Genomic DNA, 15,445 nt, shown 5'->3' with positions numbered 1-15,445 from the left:
TCATGTTGAAAAAATATCTATTCCTGACTAAGCCAGGAATTCTCTTTGGTAACTTCGTTACCACTTTGGGCGGCTTTTTCTTAGCCGCTCAAGGTTCTGTAGATTTCCTTTTACTTCTCATCACATTACTCGGCACTACGCTTGTCGTTGCCTCTGGCTGTGTGGTGAATAATGTCATTGACCAAGACATTGACCAAAAAATGCAACGTACAATGAATCGTGCGCTCGTCAAAAAAACTATTAGCCCAACAGTTGCTTTAATTTTTTCTGCTGTGCTCGGTTTAATTGGCTTTGCTTTGTTGTGGTTTTTTGTCAACGCCTACGCATTTGGCTTTGCTGTACTTGGCTTTGTTGTGTATGTGATTTTTTATAGTCTTTGGAGTAAACGTACTACCATTCACCAAACTGTGATTGGAAGTATTTCTGGCGCAAGCCCTCCTGTAATTGGATATACTGCTGTTTCCAACGGATTTGATGTTGCCGCTTTGCTGATTTTTTTAGCTTATGCACTCTGGCAAATGCCACATTCTTGGGGAATTGCAATCTATCGATTTGATGATTATAAAAATGCAAATATTCCAATTTTACCTGTAGCCCGTTCAATTTTTCGCACGAAAGTTGAAAGTTTAATTTACGTTATTCTGTTTGCTGCAGTTTTAAACGGATTGTATTGTTTTGGCTATACCAACATTTTCTTCCTTATTACCTTTAATGCTTTATGTGCCTATTGGGTATATTTATCGATTATTGGATTTAAAGCTGAAAATGATCAGGTCTGGGCAAAAAAATATTTTTTGTATTCCGTCATTCTAATTACAGCGCTCAGTGTGAGCTTTAGTTTTAGTTATGTCTCCCCTGCACCTCATTTGCCACTGTTTTAAAAAAAGATAGAGTTCTCTCTATCTTTTTTTTATCTGCATAAATAAAATTAAAATATTAAAATTTTTATTATAACGATAGGCACTTTATGCTTTTTAAAAATAAAACACTGCAATATGTCTTTCTTGTCGGTTTACCTTTGGTAGTTCACCCTACTTCTAGCTTTGCTGGCGCTGCAGAAGAAATCGCATCACCAACTTTTGACCTAAACAACAATCAATATCGTATATTAAACCTCCCCATACTCTATCCAGCCAATGACAATAGAACCAACATGATGCTACTGCTAAGTGACAAAGGTTTAGCAAGTATCAAAGCATTTGAAGTTGATAAAATGAGTTTATGGGATACGTCTAGTGGCTTAGTCCCTTTTTACCCAACCGAACTAACTCAAGCATCTGAAAATAAGATTCCAAACAAACGTGCTTTTTATGATGCAAATGATCACGTCTATGATGAGCGCTGTATAACGCTCAAATCTGGTGCTGAAGTTTTTCTTCAACAAGTTTCAAATCACAAGAAAATATCTCAAAACGAAAAAAGCAGCTTGTTAGAACAACGAAATCAGATCAAAAATTGTCAACAAACTATTCCATTGATTCAGGTCAATGCACAATGGACACAATCCGCTCAACAGTATGCTTCTTATTTAAATGGGATCATTTTATTTTACAAAGCTAACTATTCCTCAGCAACTAAAATATTTACAGCACTAAGCCAAGTTGATGACCCTTGGTTAAAAGAAACCGCTCAATACATGCTCATCCGCACATCATTAAATGAGCTGTATAGCCAGTCATTAGGAACTTACGGTGATTTAGATACTCAGAAAGTTGATCAAGCACTTCTTAAAACTTTTTTTAATCGCATTACTGATTATTTTAAGCTTTACCCTAAAGGTCAATACGTAGCCAGTGCTAGAGGCTTTTTACGCCGAGGCTACTGGATTGCCAATCAACAAGATGCGCTAGTCAAAGAGATGATTTGGCAGATGGATCACCCCAGATCAGATTATTACAATCTCGATATGTCCACATTGGCGGCCGAAATAGATCGCAAGGTATTTGGTTTAGAAAACTTCAACGCAAAAACACTCAACGATCCTTTCTTTTTAGCCATCTATGATCTGATGTATATGCGTCAGAGTGATTCTACGCAGTACCGGCCAATTAGCTGGTCCGAGTTAAATGCACAAAAACCTGTATTTAAGGAGCAACCTGAGTTGTTCCGTTATTTACAAGCCGTTCATTTATATTTTATTCAGAAAAAACCACAAGATGCGTTAAATTATTTACCGAAACAAAAACCCAATTCCATTCAAAATTATTTAGAACTCAGCCAATATACGCTTAAAGGGGTCATTCTTGAAAAAAGTAGCGATAAAAATCTGGTTGAACAATATTGGGACCATTTACTCGCAATTTCTGCTAATCCTTATCAAAAAGCTTTGGCAGAAGTCGCCCTAGCGATTCACTATAAAAACACCAATAACCAAAATGCCTTTTTAGGAAATCATTCAAAAATCAAACAAGCCACCTTACAGAAAGCATTCATTACTCAAATTGCCGATGTCAAAGCTTTAGAAAGTATCATCACTGCCAAAGACAGTTCAGCTGATAAAAAGAATCTGGCTTTATATACATTATTAGATAAAAGCTTTATGAATCAAAACTATGCGGTATTCAATAAAGCCTATACCACATGGTTACCTCAAGATGCCTCAGAATACAAAGCATACAACAGCAAAATTAAAGCTTATAAGTCAGAACCCCACTTCGAAGTTTTTGTTTGGAATGGTCATGAAATTACACCAACGCTCAAATGCCCTAAATTAAGCACCTTAACAGCTGGCTTAGAAAAAAATCCAAAAAATTTAACTTATCGTTTATGCCTAGGCGAATATATGCGTAATCAAGGCACTGCTTTAGAAAATTTTTATGGTGACTATTACTATGGTCCAAGTTTTAGCCAGCCGAAAAATGCCTTTACAGGTGAAACTTTTAGTCGTGGTGAGGTCTATAAAGAAATTATTAAATCGAATTCTAAAAGTGAATTACAAGCTTATGCGCTTTATCGCGCTGTTATGTGTTATTCGCCGAGTAGTATAAATGTCTGTGGTGGAAAAGAGGCCACAAAATCCACACGCAAACAATGGTACGCACAAATTAAACGTGACTATCCAAATACCACATGGGCAAAATCTTTAAAATATTATTGGTAGTTGATTCATGCTTAAACAGATTTTCTCGGTTCTACTGACAATCCAATGTTGTTTAGGATTAATGGCATGTCAACCGAGTCAATCCGCAACAGCCTCAGATCAGGTCAATGCAAATGACTATGATGCCTTTTGGATTTGGGGAAATATCAAGTCTGCGCCTTATTTAAGTAAAGCTAAGGAAATCTATATTTTACAAGGTGAAGTTAGGCTGGATAAAAATTCCAACCAATCTATCTTGATCCAACAAGGCATTTCTGTGGTTAAAATTCCACATCAAAAAGTATGGTTAGTTTTTCGAAATCATCATTTAAATTGGCAAGGCGCTGAAATAGAAAAAATTTTACAACGCGTCCGACAGTGGGAAAGCGCAGGCAATCACATTCAAGGTATTCAAATCGACTTTGATGCACCAACTAAAAATTTAAAAGCGTATGGCTTATTTCTACAACAGCTTAGAAAGCAGTTACCACAGCATTATCAACTCAGCATCACCAGTTTGATGGATTGGGCCAATCTGCGTGATCCAGTTACACTTAGGCTATTTAGAGAAAATATTGATGAAATGGTGATTCAAACCTATCAAGGCACTACGACTATTCCAAATTATCAGACTTATTTAACCAAGGCTTCAACATTGAAACTGCCTTATAAAATTGGCTTGGTACAACATGGTAAATGGGATCAGCAACTTAAATTTGATACTGATCCAAACTTTAAGGGTTTTGTGGTGTTTTTATTACCACAAAATAAATCATGAATTAATCTAATCAATAAATTCACGTTTTTATTCAATTTAACATCTAATTGAGTGACCCAATTAACTTCCAAAAAAAACTGAATCATGCTCAAACCGAGCAAATAACGCATCCATTTTTCCTGCATATTTCATACCCAGTTGATGCCATAATTTTTTCGGAAGTGGAATAAATTCTAATGTGTCGGAACCATCAGAAGCTTTACAGAAACGGATTTCATACTCAGGTTGTAAAATTTCATTGAGTGCCCGTAGTGTGGTATCACGATCAGCGCCTTCTCCTTGATAAGGAATCAACAATGATTTTTCACCATAATGAATTGTGATGCTAAAACCTTGTTGATTATCAGCATCTTCAAGTTCAGCAGACAATCGTCCAGTTTCTAAAATATTTTCACAATAGCCAATAATTACATCATCCTCCTCTCTCCAATCCACCACCATGACAATGTCATAACGACCATCAAAAACATCAAAGTAGAAGTCTTGTGTAGGGTTTTCGATATAAGATTCAATGGTTTCCAGTTTTTCAGCGCTGTAGTTTGTCATTTTAGCGATCCATATTTTTATTCATTTTCAATCTAAATAGGTACAAGATGAAATTCAATCTCGGGTCTGTAAAATTTTAGTGGTTATTCCAATAAATATTTGAATATTAAATTGTGTTTGCGCACAAACTTTCCTATAATAGGCGCTCGCAATTTTTGCGGCACAATCTATTGACTTTTAAACTGTTGTTTAAAGTTTATGCTGATTGTGACTCCTTGCTTCAATCTTTTTAAGGTTGGGGCTGTATAAACCGTAAGGAGCTGACAATGCGTCACTACGAAATCGTAATTCTGGTACACCCAGACCAAAGCGATCAAGTTGTGGGAATGGTAGAACGCTACATTTCTCACATCAAAGATGCTGAAGGTCAAATTCACCGTCTTGAAGATTGGGGCCGTCGCCAATTGGCTTACCCAATTAACAAAATCCATAAAGCGCATTACATTTTAATGAACATTGAATGTAACCAAACTACGCTTAATGAATTAGAAGAATTGTTCCGTTATAACGATGCAATCCTTCGTAACGTGATTATCCGTCGTGAAAACGCAATCACTGAAGAATCTTTACTCGCTAAGAGTGCTGAAGAAAAACGTGCGCGTAAAGCTCAACGTGAAGAAGCACAACAAGCTCAAGATTCTGTTGAAGCATAAGGAGAACATCAATGGCACGTTTTTACCGTCGTCGCAAGTTCTGCCGCTTTACAGCTGAGAACGTTACGTACATCGACTACAAAGATATCGACACTTTAAAACAGTACATCACTGAAAACGGCAAGATTGTTCCTAGCCGTATTACAGGTACTAAAGCTCGTTACCAACGTCAATTAGCGCTTGCTATCAAACAAGCTCGCTACTTAGCGTTGATTCCTTACACTGACAATCATAAGTGAGGTTGAGCCGTGGATATTATTTTATTACAACGCATTAAAAACCTTGGTAAATTAGGCGATAAAGTTTCAGTTAAAGCTGGTTACGGCCGTAACTACCTTATCCCTCAAGGTAAAGCAGTTGCAGCGACTGAAGCGAATACTGCTGCATTTGAAGCTCGTCGTGCAGAACTTGAGAAAGGTGAAGCTGAAGTTTTAGCTGCTGCTCAAGCACGTGCTGACCAATTGAACGAAGTAAACATCGTTATCACTGCGAAAGCTGGTGATGAAGGTAAATTATTCGGTTCAATCGGTACTCGTGATATCGCTGACGCGTTAACAAATGCTGGTCTTGTTGTTGACCGTGCTGAAGTTCGTTTACCGAACGGTGCACTTCGTCACACTGGCGAATTTAACATCGCAATCCAATTGCATCATGATGTTACTGCTGAAGTTCTCGTTACTATCGTATCTGAGTAATTTCTTGCAGAAAAAAAGAGCATACTTTTGTATGCTCTTTTTTTATCTTTAAATTTTACCTCGGATCAGCTGAAATTGTTTCTAGTTGATTCATTCCCCTACTTATTGGTATTACTGTTAGATACTTTTAGTATTTTGCATTAAGATAAGTGAGTACTTCAGTACACACGTACATTACGTAAATAATGTTTTTGCACGATTTAAAAATCAAGGTTTTATATGTCTCAGGCAACTGCCACAGCTCAACAGAATCCCTTCAGCACTGATGCAAAAAACAAAGACAATGCTCAGTTAAAAGAGTTTCGTACGCCTCCTCATAACTTGGCAATTGAACAAGCTGTACTGGCTGCATTGATGACGGTTGCTGAGTCTTTTGAACAAGTCAGTGATACTTTGAATGAAACTGATTTTTATGCAACACGTCACAAATATATCTTCCGTGCAATCGAAAAACTGGCACAAGAAAACTCTCCATATGATGCAGTTTTAGTCAACGATTGGCTGATTAAGCAAAACTTGCTTGATGCAATTGGTGGTGAAGAATATTTAATGCAATTGATGTCAGATTCACCTTCAAGTTTCTATAACCTAGAAACCTATGCGGGCAAAATCAAAGAATTTTCAACGTTAAGAAGCATGATTAAAGTAGGCAATGAAATCCTGCAAAATGCTTATGACACCAAAGGTCGTGAAGTGAGTGAAATTCTAGATCTTGCTGAAACCAATATTTTCTCTATTGCAGAACAACATAATAATAATGCCAAAGCACAAGGGCCAAAAGCCATTACCTCAGTTGTTGCAGATGTTTTTGACAAGTTAAATGAACTTTCTCAAATGGAAGGCAATATCACTGGTTTAACCACAGGTTTTATGGAGTTAGACAATAAAACCTCTGGTATGCAAGCTGGTGATATGATCATTGTTGCTGCACGTCCGTCGATGGGTAAAACAACCTTTGCCATGAACCTTGTAGAAAGTGTGTTATTTAACTGTGATCTTCCAGCACTGGTTTTCTCTATGGAGATGCCAGCAGATTCTATCGCCATGCGTCTCATTTCAGCATACGGTAAAGTCCATCAAGGGCATTTACGTTCAGGTAAGCTTGACGGCGATGAATGGTCTAAAGTCACAGGAACCATTTTACAGCTACAAGAAAAACATCTTTATATTGATGATTCATCTGCACTGCCACCAACGGAACTTCGGGCACGTGCACGACGTATTGCCAAACAACATGGTGGCAAGCTGGGTTGTATCATGATCGATTATCTACAATTGATGAAAGTGCCAGGCATGGGTGATAACCGTGTCGGTGAGATTGGTGAAATTTCACGAAGCTTAAAAGCCCTTGCCAAGGAAATGATGTGCCCTGTTATTGCACTATCACAGCTTAACCGTTCTCTGGAAAACCGCCCAAATAAACGTCCGGTAATGTCCGACTTACGTGAATCAGGTGCAATCGAGCAGGATGCCGATTTAATTATGTTTATTTACCGTGATGAGGTTTATAACAAAGAGTCAAAAGAAGCAGGTACAGCTGAAATTATCATTGGTAAACAACGTAATGGCCCGATCGGGACTGTGCGTTTAGCCTTTGAAGGTCAATACACGCGCTTTAGTAATCTATCGCCTGAGTATTATGCGCAATATCAAGATGAAGAATAATGCTGATCAATAGATTTAGCATCATTTAACACTGCTGTTGAGATGAGATTTTAATCTTCAAATCTTGGAACTTAAAGTCTCTCTCAACGTTTCAATATTCTTAGTCCATTCATCATAATCATCTGAATCTTGCCAAAGCTCATCCAATTCAGAGTTTTCACTGGTCAATAGTAATAATGCAGTCAAGGCTTTTGGAATAAGCGCATAATTGACATTGTTTTTATTCTGTTCAAGCCATTTTTCTACAGGTTCAGGATAATATTCATTTTCTTCAATCCCTTCACCAAATGATTTAGCTAAAACATCTGCTGCAGCATGCGCAATACAACCAATATCGGCATCGATAAACTCTTCGGTTGCCATATCAATCATTTCATCAAAAGCTTGTTCAATGACAACATGCCCATCTTGCTCTTCAAACTCATAGGCCCAATCACTTGCAGTATCATTTCCAAATGGTTCATGTGACCATGTTCCCATATACCCTCCGAAATAAATCCTTAAATTTAAATATAAAATGTACGATTTTATTTAAAAAATAAAGTGCAATATCTTTACAAATTATGTGCAAAGCGCTTAGCAAAAATTTTATCGATACAAAATCAATAAACCATTCAAAACACAAATGTTTATGTTTATTTAAAGCTGATAGGACTACAATATTTAGCGTTTTAAAGCTGCACTTTTTTTAAAGTTAGGCTTTTATCTCTATTTATGCGATTTAGCATTATTCAATCTTTGCCATTCCTCAGGAGTAACTAGGGTGCGTCAAGCAACAGTTTATATTGACAGTGAAGCACTGCAATATAATTTAAACCGAGTCAAACAACTTGCACCAAGCGCTAAAATTGTCAGTATGGTTAAAGCCAATGCATATGGACATGGCGTCAAGGACTGTTTAGCCGCCTTAAATGCGACTGATGCCTTTGGTGTCGCCTGCCTTGCTGAAGCCTTAGAGATTCGAGCATTAGGCTATCAACAACCGATTACTCTCATCGAAGGTATTTTCAGCGCTGATGAAATGATTAGTGTTCTTGAAAACAACCTTGAAATCGTTGTACATCATCAACCACAATTGGCTTGGTTACGTGCACATAAAAAACAATATATCGACAAAGGTTTAAAAGTCTGGGTAAAACTCAATAGCGGTATGAACCGATTGGGTTTTAAGGTGGCTGAAATTATTGAAGTGATTCAATCACTCAAAGCAGAAGGCTTTACCTGTGTGCTGACCATGCATTTTGCCAATGCGGATGCGGATCATCACCCGTTAAATGAACAACAGAAAGATCAATTCTTACAGGTAAAAGCTGCTTGTGAACCGATCTTAGCTTCATGCTGCAATTCTGCTGCTATTTTTAAATGGCCTGAACTGAATTTTGATTTTGTACGTCCAGGTATTATGCTTTACGGCGCGTCTCCCTTTGCAGATCGAAGCGTTGCTGAACTAGACATCAAACCTGTCATGAGCTTTACCGCTGAAATCATTGCACTCAATCATATTCAAGCAGGTGAATCTGTAGGCTATGGCTCTACATTTTTCTCCAAAAATGAAATGGATATCGCCATTGTTTCAATAGGCTATGGGGATGGTTATCCGCGTGCTTTTCCTCAACAAAACTATGTCAGCATCAATGGTCAAATGACAGCGATCATTGGTCGTGTCGCAATGGATATGATCGCAATTGATATCACTGGTTTAGATGCACCGCTAGGTACAGTCGTTGAACTGTGGGGCAAAGATCGTTTGGTTGATGATGTGGCTGCTGCCAATGGTACGATCGGTTATGAGTTACTCTGTCGTATGAGTGCTCGCCCTATCCGTAAAAAACTTTAAACACGCGTTCTCGATTCAAGATGAAAATCCAAGCCATCGCTTGGATTTTTTAAGAGTTTTCAGATTTCAGACAAATTCTTCTGGCTGTTCAATCTCATAGAGTAGTTTAAGTAATGTCGGGATATCCTGTTCATCTAAACTTAATGGGCGAAAATGGTTATAGCCCTTACTCTCGAAGTATTGTTGAATTTTGCCATTTCGTCTCACGTATTTCATAGACCACTGTGAAAAATGCCCTTGCTCAACATGGCCTGCTCTAAACAGCTTGATCTGATGATGTCTTGGATCTTTATGTAGTTTTTCCAATACATGTAAGATAATCACTTCCTCACCTTCTAGGCATTGAAAAAAATGCTCATCTGCAAAATACAGAACGCCTTGAACTTGATGAAGTATATTAAAATCTCTCGCTTCACCTAAAATATCTCTTAAATCATTGAGTATTTGGTGATGGGGTGAAGTTGTTTTACTTGCGTAGCATAATTGAAAAGTCATGTAATTCTTCTATTTTTAACTTTCATTATTTATAAACAATTATTTGCGATCATACAAGTCTTAACATTTTATTATTTAATTGTTTATCATTTTTTTATTCGGATTGCTTTACAGTACATACATAGCAACCGTGCTCTTTAATTTTTTTAATTTAAAACAGTGATTTAATATATATTTATCATTAAAAACACAAAGTAAATCATGATCCACCTAGTCAATTGTCTCGATATAAATTTTAGAATAAAAGAAACATAGAATTGAATTTATGCGACCTCTTTATAATTTTTAATATAAAAAAAGCGAGATTAAACTCGCTTTAAAAGCACATAGAGTACTATTCAAAATAATCATTGGTCGGTTTAGGTAAATCTTGCAAACCTTTCTTTAAAGTTTCAGACCATTGTTTGCTGATGTGTTGAAAATAAGGATCACTGTCGTTAATTCGCTTGCCTTTTGGCACCTCTAGGCTGTCTTTAAGATAAATCATCGCATCTAATGGCATACCAACAGATACATTTGAACGTAAAGTCGAATCAAATGAAATTAAACTACAACGTAACGCTTCATCTAAAGGCATATCATAACTTAAGGCACGATCTAAAATTGGTTTACCATATTTACTTTCACCAATCTGGAAATAAGGCGTATCACTGGTTGCAGAAATAAAATTACCTTGCGGATAAATATTATAAAGCTGCATTTCCTCCCCACTGATCTGGCCACCAACCAATAAACTACAATAATAATTACTTTGCTCTTGAGTATCTTCAGTGACATCTGCAATGACTTTGCGTAGGGTTTGCCCAACCAATCCTGCAACCTCGAACATCGTATTCACACTATACAAATTGGGTTCTTGCTTAAGTGCCAAATGATTTTCTAAATGCCCAATCACCGCTTGTGTCGTTGCAAGGTTGCCAGAAGTTTGAATACAAATAAAGCGTTCGCCTTTTACCCCAAACGTATAAAGTTTTCGATATACAGAAATGTGATCGACTCCAGCATTGGTTCGAGTATCACTAATAAATACTAAACCTTGTTTGAGTCTTAAAGCACAGCAATACGTCATGAAACTACCTATACAACTAAATTTGAGATTAATCACATTCTGCAATTATTCACACTATTTACCATTGCCACCATTAACATGCAAGCACTTGAACAATAGAATACATGGTTTCAGTGCCACCTTGCTCTCTTACTCCACGAACGGGTGCAACATCCCAATAGTCGCGTCCAATCGCCACATAGACATGTGATTCTGGGCGGAATAATTGATTACTGACATCAATAACATGCCATTTACCGTCTAAAAATATCTCTGTCCAAGCATGACTTGCCAAATGCGATTGATTATTTACATATAAGTAACCAGAAACGTAGCGAGCTGGTACCCCCAATGCTTTCGCCATCGCAATCAAGACATGACTATGATCTTGACATACCCCTTGCCGTGCTGAAAAAGACTCCATTGCGGTATGTGTTACTGTGGTACTTGCGCTGATATAAGGCATATGTTGCAACAAAGCTTCTGCTAATTTTTGGAAATTCGCCCAACGCTTATGCGTTATATACTGTTCAGCAAAAGCAATCATTTCTGTATTGCACAAGGTTGCAGTGGTTGGCTGTAAAAAAACTACAGGCGATACCTGATCTTCGATACCAAATTGATTGTCTACATTAATATCGACAATCCCCTGCGCCATAATGGACATTTGTTGATAAGGCTCAATTTGCGAACTGGTCAACCAAACATTATCAAAAGCATCTTTTTTAATGTGTTTTTCACCGGGAACACTGACATGCCAACCCGTCACCTGTTGATGCAAATTAGACTGTGGTGTCATCTTGATATACTGAATACTATTTTTTGCCCATTCAGAATATTGGTAATGCGTTTGGTGATTAATCATCAGTTTCATAAGCGATCCAATTCAAATAATGAGTCAATATGGTCACTAAAATGATAATAATTCATACGGTCTGGTTGGTTTTTTAGTTCTTCCCAAACTTCAGGCAAACTACACATACCATGTTGATCTAAACGATCAATCAAATGATTCAATTGTGTCAAAGTCACTGATTTATCTTGATTCAGACGCAATTGACGATCAAATTGTTCCATTTTTTGCCCTAAGCTAAAAAATAGAAACAACAATTCATCATCTTCTGCTTCTAATACATCATTACATTCTTCACAAACATCACAAATAAAACCAGCATTTTGCTCTGCCTGTTGTAATAACTGATTTAATTCGGCAAAGGACTGTGCTGAAATCACCCCACGTAAATCATGAATATTATTTTTGGCACATAAAAAATGCTGATGAAATGATGCAGGTTGCTCATTATCTAAAATCAATTCATTTAAAGAACTTGCATCAAATGCGGGTAAACAAAAAGCATGTGCATAGTCTAAAGCCAATTCATTGGTTTTAAATGGAAATTGGCTACATAAATATTGAATACGGGTTAAATAGCGTCCTAACCAAAATATATTCTGTGCATTGGTACTGAGTAAAATCATGTTTGCTCTCCTTTGGCTGGGATTATTTGAAGGTGGGGCTAAATTGAATATTCATCAATTACCCATGTATCCTTAATTCCACCACCTTGTGATGAGTTGACCACCAATGAACCTTGTTGCATCGCAACACGAGTCAAGCCACCTGGAACAATTTCTATGCGTTCTGGTGAGCTGAGAATAAATGGTCGTAAATCAATATGACGTTCAGCAATTCCTTGGGAAGTTAGTGTTGGTGCAACAGATAAATTTAAGGTGGGTTGAGCGATATACGCAGAGGGTGAAGCCATTAACTTCATTTTAAATAGGTCAATTTCTTGTTCAGTTGCTTTAGGACCGATGAGCATCCCATAACCACCTGAACCTTGAGCCTCTTTTACCACCAATTGATCCAGATTTGCCAAAACATAATCCAAAGCTTCAGCTTCACGGCATTGATACGTCGGTACATTGGACAAAATTGGTTTTTCATTTAAATAATAAGCAATCATTTGATCCACATAGGGATAAATCGACTTATCATCTGCAACGCCTGTACCAGGTGCATTGGCAATCACCACATTTCCACTTAAATAAGCAGATATTAGCCCTGCAACACCTAAAGTGCTATCAGGTCTAAAGCTTAATGGGTCTAAAAAACCATCATCCAAACGCCTATAAATTACATCAACCTGTTGACGTCCACGGATAGTTTTCACATAAACCTTGTCGTTTTCAACAAAAAGATCACGTGATGTCACCAAAGGCACACCCATTTCCCTTGCTAAAAATGAATGTTCATAATAAGCACTGTTATAACGTCCTGGTGTTAAAACCACGATTGTGGGGCAATCCACTTTTGAATTTTCAGCCAAAACATCACGCAACAATTGTGGATACAACTCAATATTGGCAACGTGTTGATTACATAACTCAGGCATGAGTTTTTGACTCATCTTACGGCTTTCAAGCATATAGGACACACCTGAAGGCGTACGTAGATTATCTTCTAAGACAAAAAATTCACCTTTGCAGTCCCGTACAATGTCAATTCCACTAATTTGACTGTAAATATTTCCATTTAAGCGATGATTCATCATCACCGGTTGATAAGCTTCATGCGATAGCACTTGTACTGCTGGGATTAAACCTTCTTTTAAAATATTTTGTTGATTATAGATATCAGCTAAAAATAAATTTAACGCTTGAATACGCTGTGTACAGCCTGCTGCAATCTTGTTCCACTGTTGCTTGGCAATCACACGCGGAATTAAATCAAACGGTATGGTTCGATCAATTCCCGATGTTTCACCATAAACCGCAAAAGTAATTCCTTGATATAAAAAATGTGCTTTGGCTGTTTCATTCAGTTTTTCAAGTTGGTAAATGCTGTGTTGAGATAACCAATCTTCAATTTTTTCAGCAGTTTCGGGCGAAAGAACGTGATCATCCGTCATTTCATTAAAAAAAACCGAATTCATCTGTTTAAGTAAATGATGTGAGGCTTGTTGTGCATCGATATTTAGATTAATGGCCTGTTGAATATTTCCTATCTGTTGTTGATTCGTCGTTTCAGTTTTTTCTTCTGCCTCAGCAATTGGCAAAGCAAAGCGATCTGCATAATTCTCATTGCTTGAATTTGTATCTATGGTTTCTTTTAGCATACAAACCTCTTTTTATCTTCTCTAATGGCTTCTTTAATAATGCAATATCAATGCCAAAATATTATTAAATCGCCATATCCTGTATTCTTCACCTGTACAATTAAATCTTTCTGGCTCAGTTTTATTAATTCATTGTTTACTATTGCACTCAATGTGAGTTTTGATCGAACTTGTTTCAAAATTTTTTAGCTAATATTTTCAACACCTAAGCAACTACTCACAGGATATAACTTGCAGAATCAGTTTTAATTTTCTATTGTGTAGCTGATTTATTTCCCTTAAACATTCACGATTCCATTGATACCAAACCATGTCTGCACAAGAAAAAGAAACTTCCAATAGCCTCTATCGCCAATGGCAAATCCTGTCCCGACTCTCTACTGGGAAGTGGATGGGCACACGTGAATTACAAGAAGTTTTAGAACGTGAAGGGATCGAAATCAGCTTACGCACGATTCAACGTGATCTAAATCAGATTGCTCAACGCTTTCCTATCGAGAGTAACAAAACCGTACCGCAAGGCTGGCGTTGGCGTTCAGATGCCCCGATTCAAAGTCTGCCGCATATGACCAGCTCGCAAGCAGTCACGTTTATGATGGTTGAAGAACATTTAAAACACCTGCTTCCACCGAGTTTAATTGATGAAATGAACCCTTGGTTCGATTTGGCACGGCGTAGCCTTTCTACGCAGAACAATGTTCGCCAATGGATTAACCGTGTTCGAATTGTGCCTGCAAGCCAACCAGTAATCCCTCCTCTGGTGGAAAGACATGCACAGCAAGCCATTTATGAAGGACTACTACAAGATAAACAAATTGAATGTGTCTATCGTGCACGTGGTTATCAGGGTGAAGAGAAAACCTATACTCTAAATCCTTTAGGTTTGGTTCAAAAAGGTGCAATTATCTATTTGATTTGTACGCGTCATGACAAGACAGAAGTTCAAACCTTTGCATTACACCGTTTTAAATCTGCAACTGTTTTAGATTTACGTGCTTTACACCCAGTCAAATTCGATATTGATGAATATATCGATTCTGGTGCGCTGGGCTTTAGAGTCGACTTTTCTCGACCGACCGAAAATGTTGAATTAAAATTAGTTATGCACGAAGATGATGCACAATACTTTACGGAGAGCCAACTCAGTAAAGAGCAAAAAGTTGAACAACTGAATGAAGAACTGTATCAAGTCAGTGCTGTGGTTCCATTTACCTCACAACTGGTATGGTGGTTAAGAAGTTTTGGTAAAAAGATTGTCCGAATTGAGCCTGTTGAAGTATTTAATGCGGTACATGAAATTGAATAATCTATCGACTTCATCCAAGCGAAAACAATCAAAATAAAAAGAGCCTTTCGGCTCTTTGATTTATTGTTTTGATTGTTGTTTTTAAATTTTATTGTTTTTGCGCTGATATAAAACCCATGTCACATTTTTACATGTCCACAAGACATGGGATTTATTGGAGTATGTTAAACATCACATGTTACAGCACGCAAGTTCAGCACTATTGTAGCGGATTGATTTCATTG

Annotated in this window: 16 protein-coding genes; 9 read left to right on the top strand and 7 right to left on the bottom strand. The window is 37.3% G+C overall.

What is annotated here, in order from left to right:
* Window positions 1–2 precede the first annotated feature (2 nt).
* The 3 genes from cyoE to FHR28_RS07330 all read left to right on the top strand — a co-directional run bounded on the left by cyoE (window position 3) and on the right by FHR28_RS07330 (window position 3,857).
* The gene (gene cyoE / locus FHR28_RS07340; protein WP_004719345.1) at window positions 3–881 is read left to right on the top strand and encodes a heme o synthase; all 879 of its coding nucleotides are present in this window, start codon (window positions 3–5) and stop codon (window positions 879–881) included.
* Window positions 882–967: 86 nt separating this feature from the next.
* The gene (locus tag FHR28_RS07335) at window positions 968–3,100 is read left to right on the top strand and encodes a hypothetical protein (protein WP_166782275.1); all 2,133 of its coding nucleotides are present in this window, start codon (window positions 968–970) and stop codon (window positions 3,098–3,100) included.
* 7 nt (window positions 3,101–3,107) lie between these two features.
* Window positions 3,108–3,857, top strand: coding sequence for a DUF3142 domain-containing protein (locus FHR28_RS07330; RefSeq protein WP_166782274.1), 750 nt, complete (start codon window positions 3,108–3,110; stop codon window positions 3,855–3,857).
* 60 nt (window positions 3,858–3,917) lie between these two features.
* Here the strand turns inward: FHR28_RS07330 and FHR28_RS07325 are convergent, their stop codons facing one another.
* Window positions 3,918–4,403, bottom strand: coding sequence for a hypothetical protein (locus FHR28_RS07325; RefSeq protein WP_166782273.1), 486 nt, complete (start codon window positions 4,401–4,403; stop codon window positions 3,918–3,920).
* 266 nt (window positions 4,404–4,669) lie between these two features.
* Between FHR28_RS07325 and rpsF the strand changes: the two genes are divergently transcribed.
* The 4 genes from rpsF (at window position 4,670) to dnaB (ending at window position 7,416) form a co-directional block, all read left to right on the top strand.
* Window positions 4,670–5,056 (top strand): 30S ribosomal protein S6, encoded by a 387-nt coding sequence (gene rpsF, locus FHR28_RS07320; protein WP_004719337.1) that lies wholly within the window; start codon window positions 4,670–4,672, stop codon window positions 5,054–5,056.
* 11 nt (window positions 5,057–5,067) lie between these two features.
* Window positions 5,068–5,295 (top strand): 30S ribosomal protein S18, encoded by a 228-nt coding sequence (gene rpsR, locus FHR28_RS07315; RefSeq protein ID WP_004719336.1) that lies wholly within the window; start codon window positions 5,068–5,070, stop codon window positions 5,293–5,295.
* Window positions 5,296–5,304: 9 nt separating this feature from the next.
* A complete protein-coding gene (gene rplI / locus FHR28_RS07310) occupies window positions 5,305–5,751 on the top strand; it encodes a 50S ribosomal protein L9 (RefSeq protein ID WP_004719333.1) in 447 nt (148 codons plus the stop codon).
* 219 nt (window positions 5,752–5,970) lie between these two features.
* The gene (gene dnaB / locus FHR28_RS07305; RefSeq protein WP_004719332.1) at window positions 5,971–7,416 is read left to right on the top strand and encodes a replicative DNA helicase; all 1,446 of its coding nucleotides are present in this window, start codon (window positions 5,971–5,973) and stop codon (window positions 7,414–7,416) included.
* A 57-nt stretch (window positions 7,417–7,473) separates the two neighbouring features.
* Here dnaB and FHR28_RS07300 read toward each other — a convergent pair whose 3' ends face one another.
* A complete protein-coding gene (locus tag FHR28_RS07300; protein ID WP_004719330.1) occupies window positions 7,474–7,896 on the bottom strand; it encodes a DUF4259 domain-containing protein in 423 nt (140 codons plus the stop codon).
* A gap of 283 nt (window positions 7,897–8,179) precedes the next feature.
* Here FHR28_RS07300 and alr point away from each other — a divergent pair, with 283 nt between their 5' ends.
* The gene (gene alr, locus FHR28_RS07295; protein WP_166782272.1) at window positions 8,180–9,253 is read left to right on the top strand and encodes an alanine racemase; all 1,074 of its coding nucleotides are present in this window, start codon (window positions 8,180–8,182) and stop codon (window positions 9,251–9,253) included.
* A gap of 66 nt (window positions 9,254–9,319) precedes the next feature.
* Here alr and FHR28_RS07290 read toward each other — a convergent pair whose 3' ends face one another.
* The 5 genes from FHR28_RS07290 to FHR28_RS07270 all read right to left on the bottom strand — a co-directional run bounded on the left by FHR28_RS07290 (window position 9,320) and on the right by FHR28_RS07270 (window position 13,915).
* Window positions 9,320–9,748 (bottom strand): BLUF domain-containing protein, encoded by a 429-nt coding sequence (locus FHR28_RS07290; RefSeq protein ID WP_166782271.1) that lies wholly within the window; start codon window positions 9,746–9,748, stop codon window positions 9,320–9,322.
* 334 nt (window positions 9,749–10,082) lie between these two features.
* Window positions 10,083–10,817, bottom strand: coding sequence for a proteasome-type protease (locus FHR28_RS07285; protein ID WP_004822453.1), 735 nt, complete (start codon window positions 10,815–10,817; stop codon window positions 10,083–10,085).
* 73 nt (window positions 10,818–10,890) lie between these two features.
* Entirely contained in the window at window positions 10,891–11,670 is a 780-nt protein-coding gene (locus FHR28_RS07280; protein ID WP_096734428.1) for a transglutaminase family protein, read from the bottom strand.
* Window positions 11,667–12,275 (bottom strand): alpha-E domain-containing protein, encoded by a 609-nt coding sequence (locus tag FHR28_RS07275; protein ID WP_004822456.1) that lies wholly within the window; start codon window positions 12,273–12,275, stop codon window positions 11,667–11,669. The genes FHR28_RS07280 and FHR28_RS07275 overlap by 4 nt, the downstream gene beginning before the upstream one ends.
* A 38-nt stretch (window positions 12,276–12,313) precedes the next feature.
* Window positions 12,314–13,915 (bottom strand): circularly permuted type 2 ATP-grasp protein, encoded by a 1,602-nt coding sequence (locus FHR28_RS07270; protein ID WP_166782270.1) that lies wholly within the window; start codon window positions 13,913–13,915, stop codon window positions 12,314–12,316.
* A 310-nt stretch (window positions 13,916–14,225) separates the two neighbouring features.
* Here FHR28_RS07270 and FHR28_RS21760 point away from each other — a divergent pair, with 310 nt between their 5' ends.
* A complete protein-coding gene (locus FHR28_RS21760; protein ID WP_004719313.1) occupies window positions 14,226–15,221 on the top strand; it encodes a helix-turn-helix transcriptional regulator in 996 nt (331 codons plus the stop codon).
* The last annotated feature ends 224 nt before the right edge of the window (window positions 15,222–15,445 follow it).

Source organism: Acinetobacter sp. BIGb0196, from assembly GCF_011759595.1.
Classification (GTDB): Bacteria; Pseudomonadota; Gammaproteobacteria; order Pseudomonadales; family Moraxellaceae; genus Acinetobacter; species Acinetobacter guillouiae.
The sequence above is the reverse complement of the archived record's forward strand: the minus strand, read 5'-3'. Positions and strand labels throughout refer to the sequence as shown.

Bases quoted from the DNA above. Each gene is read 5' to 3' on its own strand.
- FHR28_RS07275 (WP_004822456.1), bottom strand. From the start codon at position 12,275: ATGATTTTACTCAGTACCAATGCACAGAATATATTTTGGTTAGGACGC.
- FHR28_RS07280 (WP_096734428.1), bottom strand. From the start codon at position 11,670: ATGAAACTGATGATTAATCACCAAACGCATTACCAATATTCTGAATGG.
- FHR28_RS07330 (WP_166782274.1), top strand. From the start codon at position 3,108: ATGCTTAAACAGATTTTCTCGGTTCTACTGACAATCCAATGTTGTTTA.
- FHR28_RS07300 (WP_004719330.1), bottom strand. From the start codon at position 7,896: ATGGGAACATGGTCACATGAACCATTTGGAAATGATACTGCAAGTGAT.
- FHR28_RS07285 (WP_004822453.1), bottom strand. From the start codon at position 10,817: ATGACGTATTGCTGTGCTTTAAGACTCAAACAAGGTTTAGTATTTATT.
- dnaB (WP_004719332.1), top strand. From the start codon at position 5,971: ATGTCTCAGGCAACTGCCACAGCTCAACAGAATCCCTTCAGCACTGAT.
- rpsF (WP_004719337.1), top strand. From the start codon at position 4,670: ATGCGTCACTACGAAATCGTAATTCTGGTACACCCAGACCAAAGCGAT.
- rpsR (WP_004719336.1), top strand. From the start codon at position 5,068: ATGGCACGTTTTTACCGTCGTCGCAAGTTCTGCCGCTTTACAGCTGAG.
- cyoE (WP_004719345.1), top strand. From the start codon at position 3: ATGTTGAAAAAATATCTATTCCTGACTAAGCCAGGAATTCTCTTTGGT.
- FHR28_RS07290 (WP_166782271.1), bottom strand. From the start codon at position 9,748: ATGACTTTTCAATTATGCTACGCAAGTAAAACAACTTCACCCCATCAC.
- FHR28_RS07335 (WP_166782275.1), top strand. From the start codon at position 968: ATGCTTTTTAAAAATAAAACACTGCAATATGTCTTTCTTGTCGGTTTA.
- FHR28_RS07270 (WP_166782270.1), bottom strand. From the start codon at position 13,915: ATGCTAAAAGAAACCATAGATACAAATTCAAGCAATGAGAATTATGCA.
- FHR28_RS07325 (WP_166782273.1), bottom strand. From the start codon at position 4,403: ATGACAAACTACAGCGCTGAAAAACTGGAAACCATTGAATCTTATATC.
- FHR28_RS21760 (WP_004719313.1), top strand. From the start codon at position 14,226: ATGTCTGCACAAGAAAAAGAAACTTCCAATAGCCTCTATCGCCAATGG.